Genomic DNA, 22,297 nt, shown 5'->3' with positions numbered 1-22,297 from the left:
GGGTAGAACTCGATTGATGACCACCACCCTGCGGCCGAGCGGGCCGCTTCAGCAGAGCACCGGCGGGGCGCGCTCGCGCCCGTACGAGATCCGCGTCAACAGCAGGCGCGTCGGCGCCGTGCTGCTCGCGACCGACACGCCCTTCGGGCCGACGGTCGCCGAGATCCGCGAACTCGCCGTGGACGAGCCCGACCGCCGACGCGGGCGCGCCACGGTCGCCGCGCTCGCCGCCGAGGAAGTACTGCGCGGCTGGGGCTGCCGGCGGGTCCGCGTCTCGGTGCCGGCCGGCTCGGCAGGCGGCCTGCGCCTCGCCGCCGCCCTCGGGTACGCCGAGTACAGCCGCAACATGGCCAAGGAACTACCGGCTGAGCCGCCCGCCCTCTCCGAGAGGGTCACGGGCCGCCCGATGACGGAGGCCGAGTTCGAGACCTGGCTCGCCGGGGCGCGGGAGAGCTACGCGCGGAGCTGGATCGGCCGCGGCATGCCGACGGCGGCCGCACACGCGAAGTCGGTGGCCGACCACGAGTCCCTGCTGCCCCGTGGCCTGGCCACCGAGGGCGTCAGCTTCGGCGTCCTGGAGGCGGCCGGCGTACCCGTCGGCACCGTCTGGGTCGCGCCGAGCGGGGAGGAGTCGTACGTCTTCGACGTGGAGGTGGCCGAGGAGCACCGTGGCCGCGGCTACGGCCGGGACCTGATGCTCCTCGCGGAACGCACGGCGCTCGCCGGCAGCCACCAGGTGCTCGCGCTGCACGTCTTCACCGACAACACCCCGGCCCTGCGGCTCTACGAGTCCCTCGGCTACCGGCCGACGAACTTCAACTACGCCAAGGACCTGATCTAAGACTTGGTCCGCATCTCGTGAGGATGACGGATTGCAGCCGGGGCGGTTCCTGGGCTGTCCGGCGTGGTCGCCCGGGGGCGGCTCATCCGGGGTCGCTCAGGGCGCTGGTCCGGCGTTCGGGGGGCAGAGGCACAGATCAGACGTTGTGCTGCCGCGTGATCTGTACCGGCAAGCCGGGGACAGACACGATGCGGTTGACTCCCACAGGGCGTCTTGTCGCCCTATCCCTTGCGGGACTTGGCCATCGTAGCGGAATTACGGAACGCCTCTCAGGCGTCCGCGGCGAGCAGGCGGTCGACGATCCCCTCGATGCGCTCGCGCAGGCCCTCCTGGCTCTTGCCGCCGTCGAGGCGCTCTCCGTCGATCACGTAGGTCGGGGTGCCGGTCACGCCGATCGCCTTGCCCTCGGCCTGGTCGGCGTCCACGATCAGGATGTGCCGGCCGTCGATGAGGGCGGTGTCGAACTCCTCGGCGTCCAGGCCCAGTTCACGCGCCACCTCGACGAGCACCGACTCGCCGGCCTTGCCGAGTTCCGCGGTGCGGGCCAGGACGGCCTCCACGTAGGGCCAGCCCTGCCCCTGCTCGGCGGCCTCCTCCGCGGCCTGCGCGGCGGCGAAGGCGTGCTTGTGCTTCTCCAGCGGGAAGTGGCGCAGCCGGATGTCCAGCCGGTCGCCGTAGCGGGCCCGCAGGGCGCGCACGTCGTCCAGGGCGCTGTGGCAGTCCGGGCACTGAAGTTCGCACCAGACGTCGAGGATCACGGAATCGGTCATACGCACAGTCTCCCAGTCCGCGGGGAGGAGCACGGACCGGGACCTCGGGAGGAGACATGACCCGGAGATGTCCCGGAGATCCGCCCGCGGGGCGCTCCGGCCGTGGCCAGGGCGAGGGTCGCCGGTGCAGGATGGATGGGGACAGAACGCCCGGCCCGCCGGCCGGGTCCGACCGACCGAACCGCCCCTGGAGGCCCCGCATGCTCGCCGAGACCATCTGCTCCGCGGTGTCCGCGGCGGGCCTGGGCATCGCCGCGCTGACCGCCTACCGCAAGCGATTCCTCGCGGCCACGCGGATCGCCGCCTACTCGCTGGTGCCCGTGGGCCTGGTGATGACGGGTGTCGTGCAGTGGCTGACCGGGATCGTCTTCAAACCGACCGTCTGGGCCGGGTTCGCCGTGCTGGGACTGGCCTGGCTGCTCTTCATGACCACCCGCGCGATAGAGCGGCGCGGACAGGGCGCGGGCGAGAGCACGGGGGAGGAGAAGCAGAAGCGGCAGAAGGCCGCCAAGGGGCGCCCGGCCCAGGAAGCCGTCGCCCCGGCCGCCTCCGCCCCTTCGCTGGGCGACGGTGCCCGCCCGCGGCCGACCCCGGCGGCCGCCCCCGCCGAAGACTTCTCCGACATCGAGGCGATCCTGAAGAAGCACGGCATATGATCCCGGGCGCCGTGCCGGTCGGCGCGGCGATCCCGGCCGGGAACCACCTGATCTGACGGGATCCGGTGAACTCGTGCGCTCCGTCTGGCGTGTTGAGCGGCGCGCGCGGGCCCGCTGGGCCATCATCGCCCCGACATGCTCGACACATCATCGGGTGAGCCGGCGGTTCCCGCGCCGGCCACCGTCCCCGTCGCCGAGGAGCCGAAAGGCTGCCTCTTCGCGCTCTCCCAGCCGCCCCTGATGATCTTCCTAGGCGTGATCGGTGGGCTGCTGCTGCTCGCCGCCCTGCACGATCTCTTCCTGCTCTGAGCCCGGCTCCGTCCCCAGCTCCGATTTGCGCCGGGCCCGGTACGCCGCCACGTGCAGCCGGTTCCCGCAGGTACGGCTGTCGCAGTAGCGCCGGGAGCGGTTGCGGGAGAGGTCGACGAAGGCCCGCCGGCAGTCCGGAGCCTCGCAGCGGCGCAGCCGCTCCTGCTCGCCCGAGACCACGATGAAGGCCAGCGCCATGCCGCCGTCGGCCGCCAGGTGGTCGCCCACCGAGGCGCCCGGGGCGAAGTAGTGCACGTGCCAGTCGTAGCCGTCGTGGTTGGTCAGCTGGGGGGTGGTGCCGGCCGTCGCGACCAGCTCGTTGATCAGCACGGAGGCCGCGCGCGAGTTGGGTGCGGCGAAGACCTGGGCGAACTTTCCGCGCACCGCCCGCACGCCGGCGAGGTCGCGGGCGCTGAGCTCGCCGACGTCGCTGATCGAGTAGTCGTGGACGAAGCCGCGCAGGGCGTTGACGTCCGTCAGCCCGTCGGGCTGCTCCGTCTCGGCCGAGGTGTTCACCAGCGCGACGACGACGTCGAGGGCGCGACGGGTGTCGTGGGGGATCTGCACGGGGTCTCCCTGAAGGGCCGGGCCTGCGGTGACGGTCTGCTGCCGCCGCTGGTGGCCGACTCTAGCGGGTCACCCCAAAGCGCACCGGCGCCGTCCACGCGGGTGGCTTCCGCGTGAACAGCGCCGGCACTTCCGTATGTGGTTGTCCGCCGTGCACCGTCGCCCCGAGTCGGACGGTGTCGTGCGGCCCCCGGCCTCGGCCGGGGGAGGGTTCCCTCTGTAGGCCTGGCTCAGGATTCGGCCAGGATGTGGGAGAGCTCCTTGTCGAGGTCGAAGTGCCGGTGTTCGGTTCCGGGTGGAACCGCGGCGTCCGTCCGCTTGAGGAACGACTCCAGTGCTCGGGCGGGTGCTTCGAGCAGCGCTTCTCCCTCCGGTGAGCTCAGGGCGATGCAGACGACTCCCTGACCGTGACTGCGGGACGGCCAGACACGGACGTCGCCGGTACCGGTGGGCCGGTGAAGACCCTCGGCGAGGAGGTCGCGGGCGAATACCCATTCGACCGTCTCCTCGGCGCCGGTGTGGAAGGTGGCGTGCACGGCGTAGGGATCGGCCGTGTCATACCGCAGGCCCGCGGGAACAGGCAGTGAGGACTCGCTCGACACAACGAGGCGCAGGTGCAGCTCGCAGCTGACCGTGGTGTTCATAAGCGCCAGGGCCTTTCGCTCAGTGTGCGCTCGGGGATTCGCACGTCGGCGAAATCGACATGCCACCTACGGTGCCGTTGTAAACCCCTCTGACCGTTTTGCGGACCTCTGGGTCCCCCGGACGGCGGATCCAAACCGTCATTCCCGTGTGCTGGGACCTCCGGTAGATTCGACCCCATGAACACGGGGAGTGACCGCGAGACCAATGAGTCCGCAGACGAATCGGCAGACGAATCCGCAGCCGGATCCGCAGCGGGGTCCGCCGCCGCCGAGGAGGCGCCGCACGTCTCCAAGGCGCCGGCCTTCATCAAGGCCCGCCGGGGCCTGCACCTGAGCTGGCAGGTCGGCGTCTTCGTCGTCGGCCTCGCCGTCATCGGCGCCGGCATCGCCATGCTGGTCCTGCCCGGACCGGGCTGGGTGGCGATCTTCGCGGGCCTGGCGATCTGGGCGACCGAATTCGCCTGGGCCCACCTCGTCCTGCGCTGGACCAGGCGCAAGGTCAGCGAGGCCGCCCAGAAGGCCCTGGACCCGAAGGTCCGCCGCCGCAACATCATCCTGACCAGCGTCGGGCTCGTGATCGCCGGCGTCCTGATCGGCTTCTACCTCTGGAAGTACGGGCTCGTGCTGCCCTGGAAGCGCGAGGTGGGATGAGCCCGTCCGGCCATCGTCCGGCCATGGCGGAGAGCACCGCTGACATGCGGTAATGTTTGCGGTGCGTCCGGGCGATTAGCTCAGTGGGAGAGCACTTCGTTCACACCGAAGGGGTCACTGGTTCGAACCCAGTATCGCCCACCCGGACCAGAGGCCCGGAGACTTTCACAGTCTCCGGGCCTCTGGCGTTTTCACCCGTCCGGCCCCGGTCCCGGACCCGCCCGGCCTACCGCAGCCGGCCGATGGCCTCCCGCAGCCGGCGGGCGTCGCGCAGCCGCTTCTCGTAGGTGGCCCCCACGACCAGCAGCAGCACCCCCGCCAGGGCCGGCGGCAGCCAGCGCGGCAGCGCGTCCACGACCTGGACCACGTACGGGGTCAGCTCGTGCAGCGCCACCGCCGTCAGCGTCGCCCCGCCCAGCAGCAGCGGCGCCCGGAGCCGGCCGCGGGCACCGGCCAGGGTCACCGCGAGCGCGGCCGTCCCCAGCAGCAGCGGCCGCAGCCAGTGCGGGTCGCCCCACACCGCGAGGGTGCTCGGCAGCATGGTCGCCGCCAGACCCGGCCCGTACGCCGTCCAGGACCCGGCCAGCGGATCACGGCGCCGCCGCAGGAATCCCACGGCCAGCGCCGCCGCCGTCACCGGCAGGGTGTACGCCTCGGGCACCGTCACCTCCGAAGCCGCGAGCCGCACCCAGGTCGCCGCGAGGAACAGCACCCCGGCCGGCCAGCCCGCCGCGGACCGGCGCTCGGGCCGCACCGCCGCCGCCGCGCACACCACCCCGGCCAGGGCCAGGACCAGCGCGAGCACCGGAGCGTCCCCGGTGGCCAGGGCCACCGCGAGGAGGCCGGAGGCGGCCGCCGCGGCCTCCGCCGGGACCCGCACGGTGCCCAGCCGCGGCCCGAGCGCCGCCACCGCCGCCGGGACCGCCAGCACCGGCGGCGCCCACCAGGCCACCGGCCGCTCCAGCAGCGCGCCCAGCGCCACCGCGAGCAGCGCCGCGTACCCGACGGCGAGGGCCACCGCTCCCGCGCGGGCCCACGCCGGAGCGGGCCGGTACGCCGCTCCCGCCGCGCAGGCGGCCCCCAGCAGGCCGAGCACCCCGAAGGTGGCCAGCCGGCCGTCCAGGGCCGCCACGGACACGCTCAGGGCCCCCGCCAGCGCGCAGGCGCCCGCGGCGAACCCGGTGCTCACGGCGCCGCCGCCGGCCGCCGCCCCGGACCGCAGGGCGAGCGCCCCCGCAGCCAGCGTCACCGCGAGCTGGGCCGCGAAGACCGCGCCGGGGGCCGCGTCTAGCATCACGGGGGCCGTGAACAGCGCCGCCCAGCCCAGGACCACCGCCGCCACCCCCGGCTCCGGGCGCCCGGGGAGCACTCGGACCAGCCACCACGCGGCACCGGCCGTCAGCAGCAGCGCCACCAGCGGAGCGAGCCCCGGACCGTTCGCGGGCGCCGCGGCGGGCGTGGTCGCCGACCACACCTCCTCCAGCACCCGCAGCCGGCCCACCAGCACCGTCGCCACCCAGGCCACGGCGGTCACCGCCTCCAGGGCGGCCACCCCCGCACCGGCCAGGGCGAGGCCGCGCCGGACCGGCTCCGGAAGCCCGGAGATCCGTACCGCCCCCAGCAGGGGCAGGGCCACCACCAGGTACCCCACCGCGCCCCAGGGCGGGCGCAGCTCCGGCGCGGCCAGACCGCCGAGCGCCGCCACCGCCGCGAGGGCGCCGACCGCGGCGAACGCCGCCGGCATCCGGGAGGTGCGCCACGCCACCGCCACCGCCAGGACCGAGAACGCCGCCAGCAGCGCCGACGAGCCCACCGCCGCGCCCGCCGACTCCGCCGTCACCGACTCCGCCAGACCCGTCAGCAGCGCCGCCCCGCCCACCACCGAGCCCGCCGCCCCCGCCCAGGAGGACCAGCGCCCCGGCCGGAGCAGCGCGAGCCCCGCGTCCAGGCCCGCCGTCGCCAGCAGCGCCCAGCCCAGCTCCGGCCCGGTCGCCCCGCCCGTCAGCGCCGCCAGCGGCAACGGGAGCTGCGCCGTCAGCAGGGCCGCGGGCATGGGGGCCCGCAGCGCCCGCGCGGCCGGCAGCCGGCCGTACGCGGCCCACACCGCCGCCAGCACCGCGGCCGCGGTGGCCGCGTACGCCGTGCCGTCCACCCCCGGCATGCCGACGGCGTACAGCGCGTACGCGTCCAGCACCGTCAGCAGCAGGCCGACGGCGGCCACCGCCTCGGCGGTCGAGCGCAGCCCCCGGTGCAGCAGCGCCACCGGGGCGCCCAGCGCCGCCGCCGTCACCACGGCGAGCACCGCGCTGCGCCCGGCGATCCCCAGGGAGCCCCAGCTGACCAGCGTGAACGCCAGCGCCGCGACGGCCAGCAGGACCGCGCCCAGGATCAACAGCACGTTCTGCGCACCGGGAGCCGAGGCCTCCTTCCCCTGCGCGGGCACGGCCGGCCGGGCCGGAGCGCCCCACGCGAGGGGGGCCTGAGCGCCCAGCAGCCAGGCGCGCCGGCTCAGCAGGAAGTGGCGCCGGGCGTCGAGTTGGATCAGTTCGCGGTCGATGAGCACGAGCTCCTCGGCCGGTGGCAGGGGGTTGTCCATGGTTCGGAGTGTGGTGCCCGTCACCCCGTCAGGACATGGGTGCGCGTACTCATCTCCGGGTGAGTTCCGGCTGAGTACCCGGCGTGCGCCCCCGCCGCGCGCAAGACTGGGGGCATGGACCGAAGCAGCCGCAGCGGCACGTCTTGCGGGACCCGTGCCGCCCCCGCCAACCCCGGCGGCCGGTGGACCCGTTACCGCTTCCGCAGCGTGTGGGACCTCGACGCCGCGCCCGCCCGGGTCTACGCCGCCCTGGAGCGCCCCGAGTCCTACCCCCTGTGGTGGCCCCAGATACGCGCCGTCGCCCCGGCCGGCGACGGGAGCAGCGGCACCGCCTTCATCCGCTCCGCCCTCCCGTACACCCTGCGCGTGAGCGCGGCCGAACTCCTGCGGGACCCCGTGCGCGGCATTCTGGAGGTCGCCCTGCTCGGCGACCTGGAGGGCTGGGCGCGCTGGACCGTGCGCCCGCGGCCCGGCGGTACGCGGGCCCTGTACGAGCAGGAGGTCGAGGTCCGCCGCCCCCTCATGCGGCTGCTCGCGTTCCCCGGGCGGCCGGTGTTCCGGCTCAACCACACCCTGATGATGCGGGCCGGACGGCGCGGGCTCGCCGCACATCTGGCGGCCCGGTGGGAAGCGGTTTGAACCAGCCCCGAGCCTTCTGTATTGTTCACTCCGTTCCCGGGCGATTAGCTCAGCGGGAGAGCACTTCGTTCACACCGAAGGGGTCACTGGTTCGATCCCAGTATCGCCCACCGGGACAGGCCGGTCCGTCTGCTGACGGACCGGCCTTCCGCATGTACGGGACCCTTGCCGTCCGGGCCCCTCACGCCGCCGCGGGCAGCTCCGGCCGCAGCGGCCAGTGCGGATCCACCGACTCCGGCGTGCCCTGCCGCGCGAACCACGCCTGAAGTCCCCGCGCCTGCGCCGCGTGCCACACCTGCTGGAGGGTGTGCAGCTCCGCCGGCGACAGCCGCTCCAGCCGGCCCGCGAAGCGGCGCCCCACGGCCCGTACCAGCTCCAGGGAAGCCAGCGCGTCCGCGCCCGCGTCATGGGCACCCTCCAGCTCTATCCCGTAGTGCGCGCACAGATCCGTCAGCGTCCGGCGCCCCTTGCGGTAGCGGTCCAGATGCTTGTCCAGCACCCGCGGATCCAGCACCGTCAGCGGCCGGTTGTCCAGGTACCGGGCCAGCGAGGACGCCCGGTGCCGGCGCAACTCCCGGTCCAGCAGCGTCAGATCGAACGGCGCGTTCATCACCACCACCGGCCGGCCCGCCACCTGCTGCTCCCCGAGCGCGCGGGCTATCTCCTCCACCACCGGCGCGGGCCACCGGCCGTTGCGCTGGAGGTGATCATCGGTCAGACCGTGCACTTCCGTGGCCCCCGGCGGTACCGGGATGCCGGGATTGACCAGCCAGCGCGTCGAGCGGATCCGGCCGCCCGCGCACTCCTGCACGATGAGCGCGGCGGACACGATCCGGTCCCGTTCCACGTCCACCCCGGTCGTCTCCGTGTCGAATGCGGCCAGCGGGCCCTCGTACCAGCGTGTCATGGCGAACTCCTCGTCACCCGTCGGCAGATGGCCCCTCCCGGGCACCGCGCCCCAGGCCCCGCCACCCTTGCCCGAAACGGTGATACCCGGGCTCTTTGCCCCGTACGCCGTTTGCGGGACGCCGACTGCGGAGACAACTCAACTGGGGGACCGCACACATGACCGGTCGTCAACCCCGACATCCTGACAGGGACCTGACGCGGCTGCTTGAAACGGGACAGCCCGGAAGGCATGGGGAGCCGGCCATGGCGCTCGCGCAGCCCGAACCGGGCGGGGTGCTCGCGGGGCAGATCGATCCGCGGAGCGGACCGCTGCGCGGCACGCTCGCCACCACCGCCTGCATGGAGACCCTCCAGGTGGGATACCTGCACGCCGTCGTCGCCGCGGCCGGCTGCTCGCTGTCCCAGCCCTTTCCCGACAACGGCATCGACTGGCACGTCAGCCACGGTGCCCCCGAGCACGTCGTCGACGACGAGGTCACCATCAAGGTCCAGCTCAAGGCGACCTACCAGATACCGCCCAGACCGGCCGGGCCCACCTTCGGCTTCACCCTCGACAACGAGCACCTGGTGAAGCTGGCCCGCACGCCGGTCGCCGTGCACAAGATCCTCGTCGTGATGCTCGTCCCGCGGGAACGCGACCAATGGCTGAGCGCCGGACACGACCGGCTCGACCTGCGGCACTGCTGCTACTGGACCAATCTCGCCGGACACCCCGTGACCGGCCGGCGCCGGACCACCGTACGGATCCCGACCACGCGGATCTTCGACGACCGGGCGCTCTGCGAGATCATGACCCGGGTCGGGTCGGGAGGGACACCTTGATGAACTGGCAGTCACCGCACCTGGAGCCGCTCTCCCCACCGGAGTTCGCGGCGGGCGCCCCCGATCCCGCGCAGGTCGACCCGCTCGTGCTCGGCGCACTGCTGCACCGGCACGGCTGGCTGCGCCGCGGCGGCGCCGCCGGACGGTACGGGCGCTGGACGCCGCCCGCCCCGTACGCCACGGGCAGCGGCGGCACCAGCCTCCTCGTCCCCGAGAGCCGGGCCTTCCCCGACTGCGCCGACCTGCTCGAAGAGGCGCTCACCGCGCTCTCGCGCAGCGCGCTGCCGTCGGCGCGCGAGGTGCTGTACGGGCTCAGCGTGCCGAGCGACGAGATCCGCTGGGAGCGGGAGATCCCGCGGGGGGCGTACGGGCTCCAGGGCGAGGCCGACTGGACCGTCCAGGAGCAGCTGCGCTCGGCCGCGCGCCAGCTGCTCCTCGCCGGGGCGCTGGCCGACCGGGCACGGGCCGGGTACTACGGAGCCCGGCACCGGGGCCAGGCGGAGCGGGCGCTGGACGGGGTCCTGGTCGGGCCGGCTCCGGGCGGCCGGCGGCTGACCGCGTACGTCCCCGTCGACGGGGGCCGGGGCACCGTGACCCGGCTGCACCACGCGCTGCACGCCGCCCGCGAGGCCGTGGACTACTGGCGGGCCACCGGCGGCATGGAGGCCTTCGACGCCGCGGTCGAGGCCGGGGTCAGCCGGGAGCTCGCGGAAGCGCTCATCTCGCTGATCCACGGCTCGGAGGGGGCCCGGGTGGCCCTCGCGTGGGCCCCGGCGGCGGGGGTCCCGGCGGGGTGCGCGGCCCGGCCGGAGCCGGTGGAGTTCTCGCCCGGCGACCTCCCGGTGCTCCGGGAGGCGGCCGCGCGGTACACGCGGGACGAACCGGCGGTACCGGTCCGGGTGGCGGGCGCGGTGGTCCGGATGCGGAGGTCGGCCCCGGGCGGCGGCGGCACGGTCCGGCTGCGGATCCTCGCCGGGGCGGAGATCCCGTACGTCCGGGTGGTGCTCGACGAGGAGTCGTACCGGGTGGCCGGCCACGCGCACCTGGTCGGACTGCCGATCCGGGTCAGCGGGCGCCTGCAGCGGCGGGGCGGATTCCGCCGGCTGACGGACGCCGCCGATGTGCGGCCCGTCCCGATGGACGAGGTCGAGCGGGACCGGCTGATGAAGTCGCTGGACGAGTCCCTCGACGCCGGGGACGTGCTGCCGTCGGACGACTAGGGAAGCCGGTCACAGCACTAGACGTGCAGCTCGGGGGGAAAGCCGGTCCAGCACAGCTCGGGGGGCAGGTGCCGCAGGTCGTTCGAGACGAGGACGGAGGCGGGCCGGCCGGGCGCGTACCGGATGACCGTGAGAGCGGCGTTGGCGTGGTTGAGGCCGAGCCAGCGCCACTGCGGCGCGTCCATGGCGTCCCGGACGAGCCAGGCGACCAGGAAGTTGTGGGTGACGACCAGTTCGTGCCGGTCCTCTGCGCCGTCCACCGGCCCGGTGAACAGGTCCAGGGCCCGCCGGGCCAGCGCGGGTCCCCGCTCCCGCTCCTCCTCGCCGGCCCCGGCGAGGAAGCGGAGGAAGAGGTCCGCGGAGTCCGCCGGAAGCTCTTCTCGCGCCGGCACGTAGGGAACGTAGTCACCGGCGACGTCCGAGACGTGCAGGGGGACGTTCTCCAGCTGGTCGCCGATCAGGCGTGCGGTCTGCTCCGCCCGGGGCAGCGGGCCGTGGTGCACGGCCGTGAGGGGGACGCCGCGCAGGCGCCGGCCGAGCAGCGCGGCCTGCCGGCGGCCGCCTTCCGTCAGCCCGCTCTCCTCCGACGCCGCCTCGCCGTGCCGCACCAGATAGAGGTAACGGGTAGCCGTGCCGGTCATCACACACTCCTCTGCGCCCACCAACGATCTTGTGCATCCGGGGACGCCGCCGCCTCCGGCGGCGGTTCCCACAGGCCCGGGCGGTAACCGTTTAGCGGCTCAGCCCATCCGCTCGGTACGATTCAGGCGCGCAGTGTTCGCTCGCGCACCCCCTGAGTCAGGAGAGACCGGTGTCAGACGTCCGTGTGTTCATCCAACGCGATTCCGAGCGGGACGAGCGCGTGGTGGCCACGGGCACTACGGCGGCAGAGCTCTTCGCCGGCGAGCGCACCATCGTCGCCGCGCGCATCGCAGGTGAGCTGAAGGACCTCGCGTACGAGGTGCGGGACGGCGAGACCGTCGAGCCCGTGGAGATCTCCTCCCCGGACGGCCTCGACATCCTGCGCCACTCCACCGCGCACGTCATGGCCCAGGCCGTGCAGGAACTGTTCCCCGAGGCCAAGCTGGGCATCGGCCCGCCGGTCCGGGACGGCTTCTACTACGACTTCGACGTCGCGAAGCCCTTCACCCCCGATGACCTCAAGGCCATCGAGAAGAAGATGCAGGAGATCCAGAAGCGCGGCCAGCGCTTCGCCCGCCGCGTCGTCACCGACGAGGCGGCCCGCGAGGAGCTCGCGAACGAGCCGTACAAGCTGGAGCTCATCGGGATCAAGGGTTCGGCGTCGACCGACGACGGCGCGAACGTCGAGGTGGGCGGCGGCGAGCTGACCATCTACGACAACTTCGACGCCAAGACCGGCGACCTGTGCTGGAAGGACCTCTGCCGAGGCCCCCACCTGCCCACCACCCGCAACATCCCGGCGTTCAAGCTGATGCGCAACGCCGCCGCCTACTGGCGCGGCAGCGAGAAGAACCCGATGCTCCAGCGCATCTACGGCACCGCGTGGCCGTCGAAGGAGGAGCTGAAGGCCCACCTCGACTTCCTCGTGGAGGCCGAGAAGCGCGACCACCGCAAGCTCGGCACCGAGCTCGACCTGTTCTCCGTACAGGACGAGATCGGCTCCGGCCTGGCCGTCTTCCACCCGCGCGGCGGCGTCATCCGCCGCACCATGGAGGACTACTCGCGCAAGCGGCACGAGGAAGAGGGCTACGAGTTCGTCTACACCCCGCACGCCACCAAGGGCACCCTCTTCGAGAAGAGCGGCCACCTGGACTGGTACGCGGAGGGCATGTACCCCCCCATGCAGCTCGACGGTGGTACCGACTACTACCTCAAGCCCATGAACTGCCCGATGCACAACCTGATCTTCGACGCGCGCGGCCGCTCCTACCGCGAACTGCCTCTGCGCCTCTTCGAGTTCGGCACCGTGTACCGGTACGAGAAGTCCGGCGTCGTGCACGGCCTGACCCGCTCGCGCGGCTTCACCCAGGACGACGCGCACATCTACTGCACCAAGGAGCAGATGGCGGAGGAGCTCGACCGCACGCTGACCTTCGTGCTGAACCTGCTCCGCGACTACGGTCTGACCGACTTCTACCTGGAGCTGTCCACCAAGGACCCGGAGAAGTTCGTCGGCTCGGACGAGATCTGGGAGGAGGCCACCGCCACCCTCCAGCAGGTCGCCGAGAAGCAGGGCCTGCCCCTGGTCCCGGACCCGGGCGGCGCCGCGTTCTACGGTCCGAAGATCTCGGTCCAGTGCCGTGACGCGATCGGCCGCACCTGGCAGATGTCGACCGTGCAGCTCGACTTCAACCTGCCGGAGCGCTTCAACCTGGAGTACACCGGCCCCGACGGCACCAAGCAGCGGCCGGTCATGATCCACCGTGCGCTGTTCGGTTCCATCGAGCGGTTCTTCGCCGTCCTGCTGGAGCACTACGCGGGCGTCATGCCGCCGTGGCTCGCCCCGGTCCAGGCGGTCGGCATCCCGATCGGCGACTCGCACATCGAGTACCTGCAGGAGTTCGCCGCCGAGGCGAAGAAGAAGGGCCTGCGCGTCGAGGTGGACGCCTCCTCCGACCGCATGCAGAAGAAGATCCGCAACCAGCAGAAGCTGAAGGTCCCCTTCATGATCATCGTCGGTGACGAGGACATGGCCGCGGGCACCGTCTCCTTCCGCTACCGCGACGGTTCGCAGGAGAACGGCGTCCCGCGCGACCAGGCGCTGGCCAAGCTCGTCGACGTCGTGGAGCGCCGCGTCCAGGTGTGACCGCGGCGGCGGCCGTGACCGCCGCGACGCCGTGACGGCCGCGTGACGGCCCGGAGCCCCCGGGGACCTCAGATCCCCGGGGGCTCCTCCTCGTCCTGGCGGCGGAACACGTGGAGCATCCAGGAGGAGAACGAGCCCGTTACCGCGCCCAGCAGCGCCAGGCCGCCCGCCATCAGGAACGCCGCGATGATCCGGCCCATCGGGGTGACCGGGGCCATGTCGCCGTAGCCCACCGTGGTCAGCGTCTCGCACACCCACCACACCGCGTCCCCGAAGGTGTGGATCGTGCCGTTCGGGGCCCGGCGCTCGAAGTGGTAGACCCCGAGGGCGCCCGCGAACCCGAGCAGCCCGGCCGACAGGCCGGCGTACGACATCACCCGCGCGTACAGCCCCTGGCGCGGGCGCTGCCGCCTGGACTGGATCGCGTTGTGCACCTTGACCATGCGCAGCGGCCGCAACAGCGGCAGCATCACGATCAGGGTGTCCAGCCAGTGCACGCGGACGAAGCGCAGCGGCCGCATGCGGCTCAGGAACAGCCGGGCCACGTAGTCCACGATGAAGCAGACCCAGGTCAGTGCGACCACACCGAGGCCGACGTCCCGCCAGAGCGGATGGGCCCGGTAGGCCAGTACGGAGACCGCGTAGGCGGCCAGGAAGAGCAGGGAGGCGTAGAACAGCGGCAGCTCGGTCCGGCGCTCCCAGGCCTGGTCACCGGTCTCGGGTGCATCGTTCATGGGCTCAGCATTGCCTCCCGCCCACCGGTCTTCGCCCCGGCGACACGCCGCTCGGGGCCAAGGTCATATGCTGCATCCCATGACGATTGAGCCGGAGCAGCAGATCGGTGTGGGCACGCAGGACGCGTTCCAGCGTCTGTGGACGCCCCACCGGATGGCCTACATCCAGGGGGAGAACAAGCCGACCGGGCCGGAGGCCGGGGACGGCTGTCCCTTCTGCGGGATTCCGGAGATGTCGGACCAGGACGGACTGGTCGTGGCCCGGGGCAAGCACGTCTACGCCGTGCTGAACCTCTACCCGTACAACGGCGGCCACCTGATGGTCGTGCCGTACCGGCACGTCGCCGATTACACGGACCTGGACTCCGCCGAGACCCTCGAACTCGCCGACCTCACGAAGCGGGCGATGGTCGCGCTGCGCAAGGCCTCGGGTGCGCACGGGTTCAACATCGGCATGAACCAGGGCCAGGCCGCCGGCGCCGGCATCGCCGCGCACCTGCACCAGCACATCGTGCCCCGCTGGGGCGGGGACACGAACTTCATGCCGGTCGTGGGACACACCAAGGTGCTGCCCCAACTCCTCGCGGACACCCGCCAGATGCTCGCCGATTCCTGGCCCACGGGCTGAGCCCCACCGCTTGAGACCCACCGGCCGGGGCCCGCCGGGCCCCGGCCGGTGGGCCGGGGCTCACGCGTCGTAGACGTCAGCCTTGCGCGGTGCGGCGTCCTGGACCATGCCGCTGACGATCATCGAGCGGTTGGTGAAGCGCTCGGTGTCGACCCCGTTCTCCTCCAGGACCCGCATCGCGGCGGTGTGCACCGCCCGCAGGACCGGGGTCGCGGCGCGCATCGCGTCGTCCGCCATGAAGCGGTGGCGCCACGGCTGGCCGGCCCAGACGTGGCGGACGCCGAAGGGCTCCGGGAGGACGAGCTTGCCGCCCAGGAAGTCCAGGAGCGGCGGGTACCAGGTGAAGGGGGCGCGCACGGCGAGCCGTACCACCTCGTTCGTGTCGACCACGGGTCGCTTGAGCTCCATGGTTTCCCAGAAGCGCACGGATTTGGCGACCTCGTCCACCGGCGCCGCCGATTTGGTGGTGAACAGGCCGTGCACCGGGCCGAGGGCGTGGCCGGTGACCTCCACGCGCAGGGTCTTGTAGAGCACGGTGACGGTGACCAGCATGGTGATCACGAGCTGGCCGTCCCAGAGCGGGTACTGGATGCCGAGGTAGTGCCGGTTCCCGGCGCTGAACTGCTGCTCGTTGCAGATGCGGGTGATCTCGTGCGGCTTGACCAGGAAGGTGTCCACGTCCGCTCCGCTGGGGCGGGTCACCTCCTTGGCGCCCTCGCCGACCGGGCTGACGATCCAGTGCTGGATCGAGGCGGGCGGGAGGCCGCCGGTGTGCAGGGGGCCGCGCTCCAGCTTGCGCAACTGGGTGTCGATCGCGCGTATGACGTCCCAGCTGCGGAACGGGTGGATCTCCGAGCCCTCGTTCTTGGGGGCGAGCTCCTCGGCCATCTGCCAGCTGCCCCAGCGGGTACCCATGCCGAGTATGCCCTTGGGGCCCGCGTAGAAGACGGCGTTGCTGCGGTCCTCGGCGGTGAGCTTGGCGAGGGAGTGGCGCAGGTCCTCGCGGGCCTTCTCGTCGGGGTTGCCGGGGACGGCCTCCGGGATCTTGGCGGCCACCCCGCCGCCGCCCGCGATGAGCCCGTCCCAGCGGGAGCGCAGGTCTTCCGCGGTGGCCTCGCAGAGCCGGCGGGCGAGGAACCAGCCGAAGACCGGGGCGATGACCATGGCGCGGACGTAGATGCCCAGGACGCCGGTGACCGGGAGCCGGAACATGAGCACGGCGACCACCAGGCCCACGCCGACGAGGAGCGCCGTGCCCATCCAGGAGGCCCGCTTGGCCTCGGAGGCGGCCAGGGCCTTGCGGGCCCAGAACAGGCCGAGCCACAGCAGGAGGCCGGGGAGGAACACGGCCCCGCAGACGAGCATGATCAGGCGCAGCTTGCGGTCGCGCTCCTTGCGGATGCGGGAGGCGGCCAGGCAGTGCTCGACGACGGTCTGCGGGTCGGCGCCGAAGGACTGGATCAGGGGCTTGCGGGTGGGCGGGATGGTGCGGGCCTCGACGGCGCGGCAGAAGGCCTCGCCGAGATTGGGGGCGAGCAGGGAGATCTTGCCGGGTTTGACGACGGACTCGTGGTAGTCGTTGTTGGCCTTGAGTATGTCTTCCAGCTTGGTGTCGCGCCCGCCGTCCCGGTAGGCGGCGGAGGCGAGGGCGTTGGTCGCGGCCGTCTGGCCGCCGCCGCCCTGGAGCGGGACCTGTGCCCCGGGCCTGAAGTCGAATCCGTCGTCCGCCACCGCTGCCCCCATCGCTGTGCGTCGTACTCGTGTGCGGGCCTGCCCGCGATGCCGCCGGCTCCGGGTGGTGTTCCCGGTGCGGCGTTCCCGCCCTGTCCGCTTGGTCTACCCGTTCGGCCTGCCCGCCGCACGCGCGGACGAGCCTATCGGCCGATTCCTCCCCGTGGTCATGGGACAGGTAAATGCCGCCCACCGCAACCTGGTTGGATGGGCGGCCCGAGTGACGCTATGTCAATTGGCTTCCCTTCTCGGCCTGTTCGCGCAGCTTGTCCGCTATCTGCGGCGGCATCGGCTCGTGGCGCGCGTACGTACGGCTGAACAGGCCCGTGCCGTGCGACACGGAGCGCAGCTCGACGGCGTACCGGCCGATCTCGATCTCGGGGATCTCGGCGAGGACCCGGGTGCGTCCGGCGCCGGCCGCGTCGGTGCCGACGACCCGGCCCCGGCGGCCGGCGAGGTCGCTCATGACGGGGCCGACGTACTCGTCGGGAACGACCACGGCGAGCTCGGCGACCGGTTCGAGGAGCTGGACGGAGGCCCCGGCGGCGGCTTCGCGCAGGGCCAGGGCGCCGGCGGTCTGGAAGGCGGCGTCGGAGGAGTCCACCGAGTGGGCCTTGCCGTCGAGCAGGGTGACGCGTACGTCGACCAGCGGGTAGCCGGCCGCGAGCCCCCGGGCGGCCTGCGCGCGGACGCCCTTCTCCACGGACGGGATGAACTGGCGCGGAACGGCTCCGCCGACGACCTTGTCGACGAACTCGATGCCGCTTCCCGGCGGCAGCGGCTCGACCTCGATCTCGCAGATGGCGAACTGGCCGTGCCCGCCGGACTGTTTGACGTGCCGCCCGCGGCCGCCGGCCTTGGCGCCGAAGGTCTCGCGGAGGCTGACCCTGTGCGGGACCGGGTCGACCTGGACCCCGTACCGGGTGCGCAGCCGTTCGAGGGCGAGGTCCTGATGGGCTTCGCCGAGGGACCACAGGACGAGCTGGCGGGTGTGCGGGTTCTGTTCGAGCCGCATCGTCGGGTCTTCGGCGACCAGCCGGGCCAGGCCCTGGGAGAGCTTGTCCTCGTCGGCCTTGCTGTGGGCCTGAATGGCGAGGGGGAGCAGCGGGTCGGGCATGGACCAGGCCTCCATCAGGAGGGGGTGGTCCTTGGCGGAGAGGGTGTCGCCGGTCTCGGCGCGGGTGAGTTTGGCCACGCAGGCCAGATCGCCGGCGACGCAGTGGGCGAGGGTGCGCTGCTGTTTGCCGAAGGGGGAGGTCAGGGCCCCGATGCGCTCGTCGACATCGTGGTCCTCGTGCCCGCGGTCGGTCAGCCCGTGCCCGCTCACGTGGACCGTCTCGTCGGGGCGCAGGGTGCCGGAGAAGACGCGGACGAGCGAGACGCGGCCGACGTAGGGGTCGGAGGAGGTCTTCACCACCTCGGCGACGAGCGGCCCGTCGGGATCGCAGGTGACCGCGGGGCGGGCCGCGCCGTCGGGGGTGGTGACGCCGACGGGCGCGCGCTCCAGCGGGGTGGGGAAGCCGCCGGTGATCAGTTCGAGGAGTTCTACGGTGCCCAGGCCCTTGCGGGCGCCGTCGGAGGCGGGGGCGGCCATCAGGACGGGGTGGAAGGTGCCGCGGGCGACGGCCCGCTCCAGGTCGTCGACCAGGGTCTTGAGGTCGATGTCCTCGCCGCCGAGGTAGCGGTCCATGAGGGTCTCGTCCTCGCTCTCGGCGATGATCCCCTCGATCAGCCGGGCGCGGGCGTCGGTGATCAGGGCGAGCTCGCCGGGGTCCGGGTCGCGTTCGACGCGGTCGCCGGAGGTGTAGTCGTAGACGCGCTGGGAGAGCAGTCCGAGCAGTCCGGCCACCGGGGCGCGGCCGTCGGGACCGGCGGGGCCGTGCAGGGGCAGGTAGAGCGGGCGCACGGCATCGGGGTCGTCCGCTCCGAAGGCGTCGCCGCACACCGCGGTCATCTGCGTGTAGTCGGCGCGGGCGGCTTCCAGGTGGGTCACGACGATGGCGCGCGGCATGCCGACGGCGGCGCATTCGTCCCAGACCATCCGGGTGGCTCCGGAGAGCCCCTCTCCGTCCTCGGCGGCCGAGACCACGAAGAGGGCCGCGTCGGCGGCGCGCAGCCCGGCCCGGAGCTCGCCGACGAAGTCGGCGTATCCGGGGGTGTCCAAAATGTTGATCTTGATTCCGGCCCACTCCACGGGGACCAGCGAGAGCTGGATGGAGCGCTGGCGGCGGTGCTCGATCTCGTCGTAGTCGGAGACGGTGGCGCCGTCCTCGACGCGCCCGGCCCTGTTCACGGCGCCGGCGGTCAGGGCGAGGGCTTCGACCAGGGTGGTCTTGCCGGCTCCGCTGTGGCCGACCAGCACGACGTTCCGTACGGATGCCGGGCGGTCGGCCGTCGGTGCTCTTCCGGCGGCTCCGGATTGGTGTGATGCGGCTCCCACGATGCTCGTGCCTCCCGATTTGGAGGGGATGGGGGAAAAGGCCTCCTTCGAGCTTTGCACTGCCGTCACACCCCGTCCATACGTCGTACCGGAACCGCGGAAACCGGGGGAGCGGCGGGGACCCGGCGGGAGCCGCCGGCAGGGCCGCCGGAACGTGGCGAACGGCCCGAGAACGGCCCGCGTCGTGTGAACCGGTGGGTGCGCGGCGCCGATGGCCCGGGGCCCTGGCTACGATGGGCCAGCCGGTGGCCGTGGTGGCCGTGCGGCCCAGCGACCCTCCGGGAAGGCCATGCTGAACAAGTACGCGCGTGCATTCTTCACGCGTGTTCTCACGCCATTCGCCGCTTTTCTGCTCCGGATGGGAGTGAGTCCCGACGCGGTCACCCTCATCGGCACGGCCGGAGTGGTGGCCGGAGCCCTGGTCTTCTTCCCCATGGGCGAGCTCTTCTGGGGCACGATCACCATCACGCTCTTCGTCTTCTCCGACCTGGTGGACGGGAACATGGCCCGCCAGGCCGGCGTCTCCAGCCGGTGGGGCGCGTTCCTCGACTCCACCCTCGACCGGGTGGCGGACGCGGCGATCTTCGGCGGGCTCGCGCTCTGGTACGCGGGTTCCGGGAACAACAACGCGCTCTGCGCGGTCGCCATCTTCTGCCTGGCCAGCGGCCAGGTGGTCTCGTACACCAAGGCCCGCGGCGAGTCGATCGGGCTGCCGGTGGCCGTCAACGGGCTCATCGAGCGCGCCGAGCGCCTGGTGATCACGCTGGTCGCGGCCGGCCTGTCCGGGCTGGAGACCTTCGGCGTCCCCTCGTGGATCGGCCTGCTGCTGCCGATCGCGCTGTGGGTGGTCGCGGCGGGCTCGCTCGTGACCCTGATCCAGCGCGTGGTGACCGTACGGCGCGAATCGGCGGAGGCCGACGCCGCCGCTGCTGCCGCCGGTGCTCCCTCCGAAGGCGGTACGCCCTGATGGGCAAGGCACAGGACAAGCTGGTCGACGGGCTCTACGGGCTCGGCTGGGCCGGGGTCAAGAAGCTGCCCGAGCCGGCCGCGGCGGCCCTCGGCCGGCGGATCGCGGACTTCGCCTGGAAGCGGCGCGGCAAGAGCGTGCTGCGCCTGGAGTCGAACCTGGCCCGGGTGGTGCCGGACGCGACGCCGGAGGGGCTGCGCGAGCTGTCGCACGCGGGCATGCGCTCCTACATGCGGTACTGGATGGAATCCTTCCGCCTGCCGACCATGGCCAAGGAACGATTCAGCACCGACGTGGAGATGAAGGACGACCACATCCTGCGCGAGGCACTGGCCTCCGGGCGCGGAGTGGTGGTGGCCCTCCCGCACCTGGCCAACTGGGACCTCGCCGGCGCCTGGGCCGTCACCCACATCGGAGTCCCCTTCACCACCGTCGCCGAGCGGCTCAAGCCGGAGACCCTCTACGACCGCTTCGTCGCGTACCGCGAGAGCCTGGGCATGGAGGTGCTCCCGCACAGCGGCGGCGCCGCCTTCGGCACGCTCGCCCGGCGGCTGCGCTCCGGCGGACTCGTCTGCCTGGTCGCGGACCGGGACCTGTCGGCCTCCGGGGTGGAAGTGGACTTCTTCGGCTCGGCGGCGCGCATGCCGGCCGGCCCGGCGCTGCTCGCCCAGCAGACGGGCGCGGTCCTGCTCCCGGCCACCCTGTACTACGGGGACGCGCCGAAGATGTACGGCCGGATCCACCCCCCGGTGGAGATCCCCGAGCAGGGCACCCGGCAGGAGAAGACGGCCGTCATGACGCAGGCGCTCGCCGACGCCTTCGCGCAGGGCATCGCCGAACACCCGCAGGACTGGCACATGCTCCAGCGGCTGTGGCTGGACGATCTGGACACCACCGCCGGCCGGCCCGAGGAGCACCCCGCGTGAAGATCGGCATCGTCTGCCCGTACTCCTGGGACGTCCCCGGCGGGGTCCAGTTCCACATCCGGGACCTGGCGGAACACCTGATCGGCCTCGGCCACCAGGTGTCGGTCCTGGCCCCGTCGGACGACGAGACCCCGCTGCCCCCGTACGTGGTCTCGGCGGGGCGGGCGGTGCCGGTGCCGTACAACGGGTCGGTCGCCCGGCTCAACTTCGGCTTCCTGTCGGCGGCCCGCGTGCGGCGCTGGCTGCACGACGGGGTCTTCGACGTGGTCCACATCCACGAGCCGACCGCCCCCTCGCTGGGCCTGCTGACCTGCTGGGCGGCGCAGGGGCCGATCGTGGCCACCTTCCACACCTCCAACCCGCGCTCCCGCGCGATGCTCGCCGCGTACCCGATCCTGCAGCCGGCGCTGGAGAAGATCAGCGCGCGGATCGCGGTGAGCGAGTACGCGCGGCGCACGCTGGTCGAGCACCTCGGCGGGGACGCGGTGGTCATCCCCAACGGCGTGGACGTGGACTTCTTCGCCAAGGCCGACCCGAACCCGGCCTGGTCGGGCCAGACCCTCGGCTTCATCGGCCGCATCGACGAACCGCGCAAGGGCCTGCCGGTCCTCATGGCGGCCTTCCCCCGCATCGTGGCGGAATGCCCGGACGTACGCCTCCTGGTGGCGGGCCGCGGCGACGAGGAGGAGGCGGTCGCCTCCCTGCCGCCCGAGCTCCGCTCCCGGGTCGAGTTCCTCGGCATGGTCTCCGACGAGGACAAGGCGCGGCTGCTGCGCAGCGTCGACGTGTACGTGGCTCCGAACACGGGCGGCGAGAGCTTCGGCATCATCCTGGTCGAGGCCCTCTCGGCCGGGGCGGCCGTCCTCGCCGCCGACCTCGACGCCTTCGCGCAGGTCCTGGACCAGGGGGCGGCGGGAGCCCTGTTCTCGAACGAGGACCCCGACTCCCTGGCGACCTCGGCGATCGCCCTCCTGGGCGACCCCGCACGGCGCGCGGAACTGAGCACCCGCGGCTCGGCCCACGTACGCCGCTTCGACTGGTCGACGGTGGCGGCGGACATCCTGGCCGTCTACGAAACGGTGACCGACGGCGCGACAGCAGTGGCCGAGGACGAGCGGGTCCCGCTCCGCACCCGCCTGGGCCTCTCCCGCGACGCGTAGCCCCTCCGGGGAGGCTCGTACGCATGTCCGGCTCCGGCTCCGGGTGTGCCGTTGCGCGGGGCGAAGTCTCCTACCCGCCCTTCGCCCGTTCTCCGGGGCCGGGCCCCGGACCCCTGCGCCTCAAACGCAGACGGGGCTGGATGTGGCTGTCGTCAGCCCGCACGCTCGCGTTCTCAGCGCCGACGTGAGGCGCGGGTCCGGGCGGAGCCCGGGGAACGGTGGAAGGGCGGGTGGGGGACCTCGCCCCGCAGGGCCGACCATGCCGCACCCGTCCACCGGCCTTCACGCGAGACGACGGT

21 protein-coding genes and 2 tRNA genes are annotated in these 22,297 nt (G+C 72.8%); 14 read left to right on the top strand and 9 right to left on the bottom strand.

Annotated features, from left to right (window positions below):
• Window positions 1–16: 16 nt before the first annotated feature.
• Window positions 17–841, top strand: coding sequence for a GNAT family N-acetyltransferase (locus AC061S_RS16855; RefSeq protein ID WP_478686762.1), 825 nt, complete (start codon window positions 17–19; stop codon window positions 839–841).
• A 269-nt stretch (window positions 842–1,110) separates the two neighbouring features.
• Here the strand turns inward: AC061S_RS16855 and AC061S_RS16850 are convergent, their stop codons facing one another.
• Window positions 1,111–1,611: a DsbA family protein gene (locus tag AC061S_RS16850; RefSeq protein WP_478686761.1), complete on the bottom strand. Its 501-nt coding sequence runs from the start codon at window positions 1,609–1,611 to the stop codon at window positions 1,111–1,113.
• 200 nt (window positions 1,612–1,811) lie between these two features.
• Between AC061S_RS16850 and AC061S_RS16845 the strand changes: the two genes are divergently transcribed.
• Both AC061S_RS16845 and AC061S_RS16840 read left to right on the top strand, forming a co-directional pair.
• Window positions 1,812–2,267, top strand: a complete 456-nt coding sequence (locus AC061S_RS16845) for a hypothetical protein (protein ID WP_478686760.1) — start codon at window positions 1,812–1,814, stop codon at window positions 2,265–2,267.
• A 135-nt stretch (window positions 2,268–2,402) separates the two neighbouring features.
• Window positions 2,403–2,576 carry a hypothetical protein gene (locus tag AC061S_RS16840; RefSeq protein WP_478686759.1) on the top strand — a complete coding sequence of 58 codons (174 nt, stop codon included), beginning with the start codon at window positions 2,403–2,405 and terminating at the stop codon, window positions 2,574–2,576.
• Here AC061S_RS16840 and AC061S_RS16835 read toward each other — a convergent pair.
• Both AC061S_RS16835 and AC061S_RS16830 read right to left on the bottom strand, forming a co-directional pair.
• Entirely contained in the window at window positions 2,517–3,143 is a 627-nt protein-coding gene (locus AC061S_RS16835; protein ID WP_478686758.1) for a CGNR zinc finger domain-containing protein, read from the bottom strand. The genes AC061S_RS16840 and AC061S_RS16835 overlap by 60 nt on opposite strands.
• Before the next feature lie 230 nt (window positions 3,144–3,373).
• Complete coding sequence (locus AC061S_RS16830) at window positions 3,374–3,787, bottom strand: SsgA family sporulation/cell division regulator (protein WP_030011909.1); 414 nt, start codon at window positions 3,785–3,787, stop codon at window positions 3,374–3,376.
• Between the two features lie 177 nt (window positions 3,788–3,964).
• On the opposite strand from AC061S_RS16830, the gene AC061S_RS16825 reads away from it, so the two are divergent.
• On the top strand, window positions 3,965–4,438 hold the full coding sequence (locus tag AC061S_RS16825) for a TIGR02611 family protein (protein WP_478686757.1): 474 nt from the start codon (window positions 3,965–3,967) through the stop codon (window positions 4,436–4,438).
• A 69-nt stretch (window positions 4,439–4,507) separates the two neighbouring features.
• A tRNA-Val gene (locus AC061S_RS16820) sits at window positions 4,508–4,579 on the top strand.
• 85 nt (window positions 4,580–4,664) lie between these two features.
• Here the strand turns inward: AC061S_RS16820 and AC061S_RS16815 are convergent.
• The gene (locus AC061S_RS16815; RefSeq protein ID WP_478686756.1) at window positions 4,665–7,034 is read right to left on the bottom strand and encodes an SCO7613 C-terminal domain-containing membrane protein; all 2,370 of its coding nucleotides are present in this window, start codon (window positions 7,032–7,034) and stop codon (window positions 4,665–4,667) included.
• Window positions 7,035–7,148: 114 nt separating this feature from the next.
• Between AC061S_RS16815 and AC061S_RS16810 the strand changes: the two genes are divergently transcribed.
• The gene (locus tag AC061S_RS16810; RefSeq protein ID WP_478686755.1) at window positions 7,149–7,673 is read left to right on the top strand and encodes an SRPBCC family protein; all 525 of its coding nucleotides are present in this window, start codon (window positions 7,149–7,151) and stop codon (window positions 7,671–7,673) included.
• A gap of 38 nt (window positions 7,674–7,711) precedes the next feature.
• Window positions 7,712–7,783 (top strand) — tRNA-Val (locus tag AC061S_RS16805).
• 71 nt (window positions 7,784–7,854) lie between these two features.
• On the opposite strand, the gene AC061S_RS16800 is transcribed toward AC061S_RS16805, so the two are convergent.
• Entirely contained in the window at window positions 7,855–8,580 is a 726-nt protein-coding gene (locus AC061S_RS16800) for a 3'-5' exonuclease (RefSeq protein WP_243334222.1), read from the bottom strand.
• Between the two features lie 245 nt (window positions 8,581–8,825).
• On the opposite strand from AC061S_RS16800, the gene AC061S_RS16795 reads away from it, so the two are divergent.
• Together AC061S_RS16795 and AC061S_RS16790 are read left to right on the top strand one after the other, a co-directional pair.
• Window positions 8,826–9,404 carry a DUF4365 domain-containing protein gene (locus AC061S_RS16795; RefSeq protein ID WP_478686754.1) on the top strand — a complete coding sequence of 193 codons (579 nt, stop codon included), beginning with the start codon at window positions 8,826–8,828 and terminating at the stop codon, window positions 9,402–9,404.
• Complete coding sequence (locus tag AC061S_RS16790) at window positions 9,404–10,624, top strand: hypothetical protein (RefSeq protein ID WP_478686753.1); 1,221 nt, start codon at window positions 9,404–9,406, stop codon at window positions 10,622–10,624. Before AC061S_RS16795 ends, AC061S_RS16790 begins: the two co-directional genes overlap by 1 nt.
• A gap of 17 nt (window positions 10,625–10,641) precedes the next feature.
• Here the strand turns inward: AC061S_RS16790 and AC061S_RS16785 are convergent, their stop codons facing one another.
• The gene (locus tag AC061S_RS16785) at window positions 10,642–11,265 is read right to left on the bottom strand and encodes a histidine phosphatase family protein (protein ID WP_478686752.1); all 624 of its coding nucleotides are present in this window, start codon (window positions 11,263–11,265) and stop codon (window positions 10,642–10,644) included.
• A 170-nt stretch (window positions 11,266–11,435) separates the two neighbouring features.
• Between AC061S_RS16785 and thrS the strand changes: the two genes are divergently transcribed.
• A complete protein-coding gene (gene thrS, locus AC061S_RS16780; RefSeq protein WP_243334227.1) occupies window positions 11,436–13,412 on the top strand; it encodes a threonine--tRNA ligase in 1,977 nt (658 codons plus the stop codon).
• Window positions 13,413–13,480: 68 nt separating this feature from the next.
• On the opposite strand, the gene AC061S_RS16775 is transcribed toward thrS, so the two are convergent.
• Window positions 13,481–14,146 carry a potassium channel family protein gene (locus AC061S_RS16775; RefSeq protein WP_478686751.1) on the bottom strand — a complete coding sequence of 222 codons (666 nt, stop codon included), beginning with the start codon at window positions 14,144–14,146 and terminating at the stop codon, window positions 13,481–13,483.
• Between the two features lie 67 nt (window positions 14,147–14,213).
• Here AC061S_RS16775 and AC061S_RS16770 point away from each other — a divergent pair, with 67 nt between their 5' ends.
• On the top strand, window positions 14,214–14,774 hold the full coding sequence (locus AC061S_RS16770; protein ID WP_478686750.1) for an HIT family protein: 561 nt from the start codon (window positions 14,214–14,216) through the stop codon (window positions 14,772–14,774).
• A gap of 60 nt (window positions 14,775–14,834) precedes the next feature.
• On the opposite strand, the gene AC061S_RS16765 is transcribed toward AC061S_RS16770, so the two are convergent.
• Both AC061S_RS16765 and AC061S_RS16760 read right to left on the bottom strand, forming a co-directional pair.
• Window positions 14,835–16,505: a hypothetical protein gene (locus AC061S_RS16765; RefSeq protein WP_478686749.1), complete on the bottom strand. Its 1,671-nt coding sequence runs from the start codon at window positions 16,503–16,505 to the stop codon at window positions 14,835–14,837.
• 226 nt (window positions 16,506–16,731) lie between these two features.
• Entirely contained in the window at window positions 16,732–18,945 is a 2,214-nt protein-coding gene (locus AC061S_RS16760) for an elongation factor G-like protein EF-G2 (RefSeq protein WP_478686748.1), read from the bottom strand.
• Between the two features lie 289 nt (window positions 18,946–19,234).
• On the opposite strand from AC061S_RS16760, the gene pgsA reads away from it, so the two are divergent.
• From pgsA to AC061S_RS16745, 3 genes are read left to right on the top strand one after another with little or no spacing between them, the layout of a single operon-like run.
• Window positions 19,235–19,912, top strand: a complete 678-nt coding sequence (pgsA, locus tag AC061S_RS16755; protein ID WP_385377091.1) for a phosphatidylinositol phosphate synthase — start codon at window positions 19,235–19,237, stop codon at window positions 19,910–19,912.
• On the top strand, window positions 19,912–20,838 hold the full coding sequence (locus AC061S_RS16750) for a phosphatidylinositol mannoside acyltransferase (protein ID WP_478686747.1): 927 nt from the start codon (window positions 19,912–19,914) through the stop codon (window positions 20,836–20,838). The genes pgsA and AC061S_RS16750 overlap by 1 nt, the downstream gene beginning before the upstream one ends.
• On the top strand, window positions 20,835–21,998 hold the full coding sequence (locus tag AC061S_RS16745; protein ID WP_478686746.1) for a glycosyltransferase family 4 protein: 1,164 nt from the start codon (window positions 20,835–20,837) through the stop codon (window positions 21,996–21,998). Before AC061S_RS16750 ends, AC061S_RS16745 begins: the two co-directional genes overlap by 4 nt.
• Window positions 21,999–22,297 lie beyond the last annotated feature (299 nt).

The organism is Streptomyces sp. CA189, assembly GCF_056428985.1.
Note: the sequence above shows the minus strand (reverse complement) of the source record. Positions and strands in the feature narration are given on the sequence as shown.

What these genes read in the sequence shown, in the direction of transcription:
- AC061S_RS16855 (WP_478686762.1), top strand. Translation starts at nt 17, where the DNA reads ATGACCACCACCCTGCGGCCGAGCGGGCCGCTTCAGCAGAGCACCGGC.
- AC061S_RS16850 (WP_478686761.1), bottom strand. Translation starts at nt 1,611, where the DNA reads ATGACCGATTCCGTGATCCTCGACGTCTGGTGCGAACTTCAGTGCCCG.
- AC061S_RS16845 (WP_478686760.1), top strand. Translation starts at nt 1,812, where the DNA reads ATGCTCGCCGAGACCATCTGCTCCGCGGTGTCCGCGGCGGGCCTGGGC.
- AC061S_RS16840 (WP_478686759.1), top strand. Translation starts at nt 2,403, where the DNA reads ATGCTCGACACATCATCGGGTGAGCCGGCGGTTCCCGCGCCGGCCACC.
- AC061S_RS16830 (WP_030011909.1), bottom strand. Translation starts at nt 3,787, where the DNA reads ATGAACACCACGGTCAGCTGCGAGCTGCACCTGCGCCTCGTTGTGTCG.
- AC061S_RS16825 (WP_478686757.1), top strand. Translation starts at nt 3,965, where the DNA reads ATGAACACGGGGAGTGACCGCGAGACCAATGAGTCCGCAGACGAATCG.
- AC061S_RS16815 (WP_478686756.1), bottom strand. Translation starts at nt 7,034, where the DNA reads ATGGACAACCCCCTGCCACCGGCCGAGGAGCTCGTGCTCATCGACCGC.
- AC061S_RS16810 (WP_478686755.1), top strand. Translation starts at nt 7,149, where the DNA reads ATGGACCGAAGCAGCCGCAGCGGCACGTCTTGCGGGACCCGTGCCGCC.
- AC061S_RS16800 (WP_243334222.1), bottom strand. Translation starts at nt 8,580, where the DNA reads ATGACACGCTGGTACGAGGGCCCGCTGGCCGCATTCGACACGGAGACG.
- AC061S_RS16795 (WP_478686754.1), top strand. Translation starts at nt 8,826, where the DNA reads ATGGCGCTCGCGCAGCCCGAACCGGGCGGGGTGCTCGCGGGGCAGATC.
- AC061S_RS16790 (WP_478686753.1), top strand. Translation starts at nt 9,404, where the DNA reads ATGAACTGGCAGTCACCGCACCTGGAGCCGCTCTCCCCACCGGAGTTC.
- AC061S_RS16785 (WP_478686752.1), bottom strand. Translation starts at nt 11,265, where the DNA reads ATGACCGGCACGGCTACCCGTTACCTCTATCTGGTGCGGCACGGCGAG.
- AC061S_RS16775 (WP_478686751.1), bottom strand. Translation starts at nt 14,146, where the DNA reads ATGAACGATGCACCCGAGACCGGTGACCAGGCCTGGGAGCGCCGGACC.
- AC061S_RS16770 (WP_478686750.1), top strand. Translation starts at nt 14,214, where the DNA reads ATGCTGCATCCCATGACGATTGAGCCGGAGCAGCAGATCGGTGTGGGC.
- pgsA (WP_385377091.1), top strand. Translation starts at nt 19,235, where the DNA reads ATGCTGAACAAGTACGCGCGTGCATTCTTCACGCGTGTTCTCACGCCA.
- AC061S_RS16750 (WP_478686747.1), top strand. Translation starts at nt 19,912, where the DNA reads ATGGGCAAGGCACAGGACAAGCTGGTCGACGGGCTCTACGGGCTCGGC.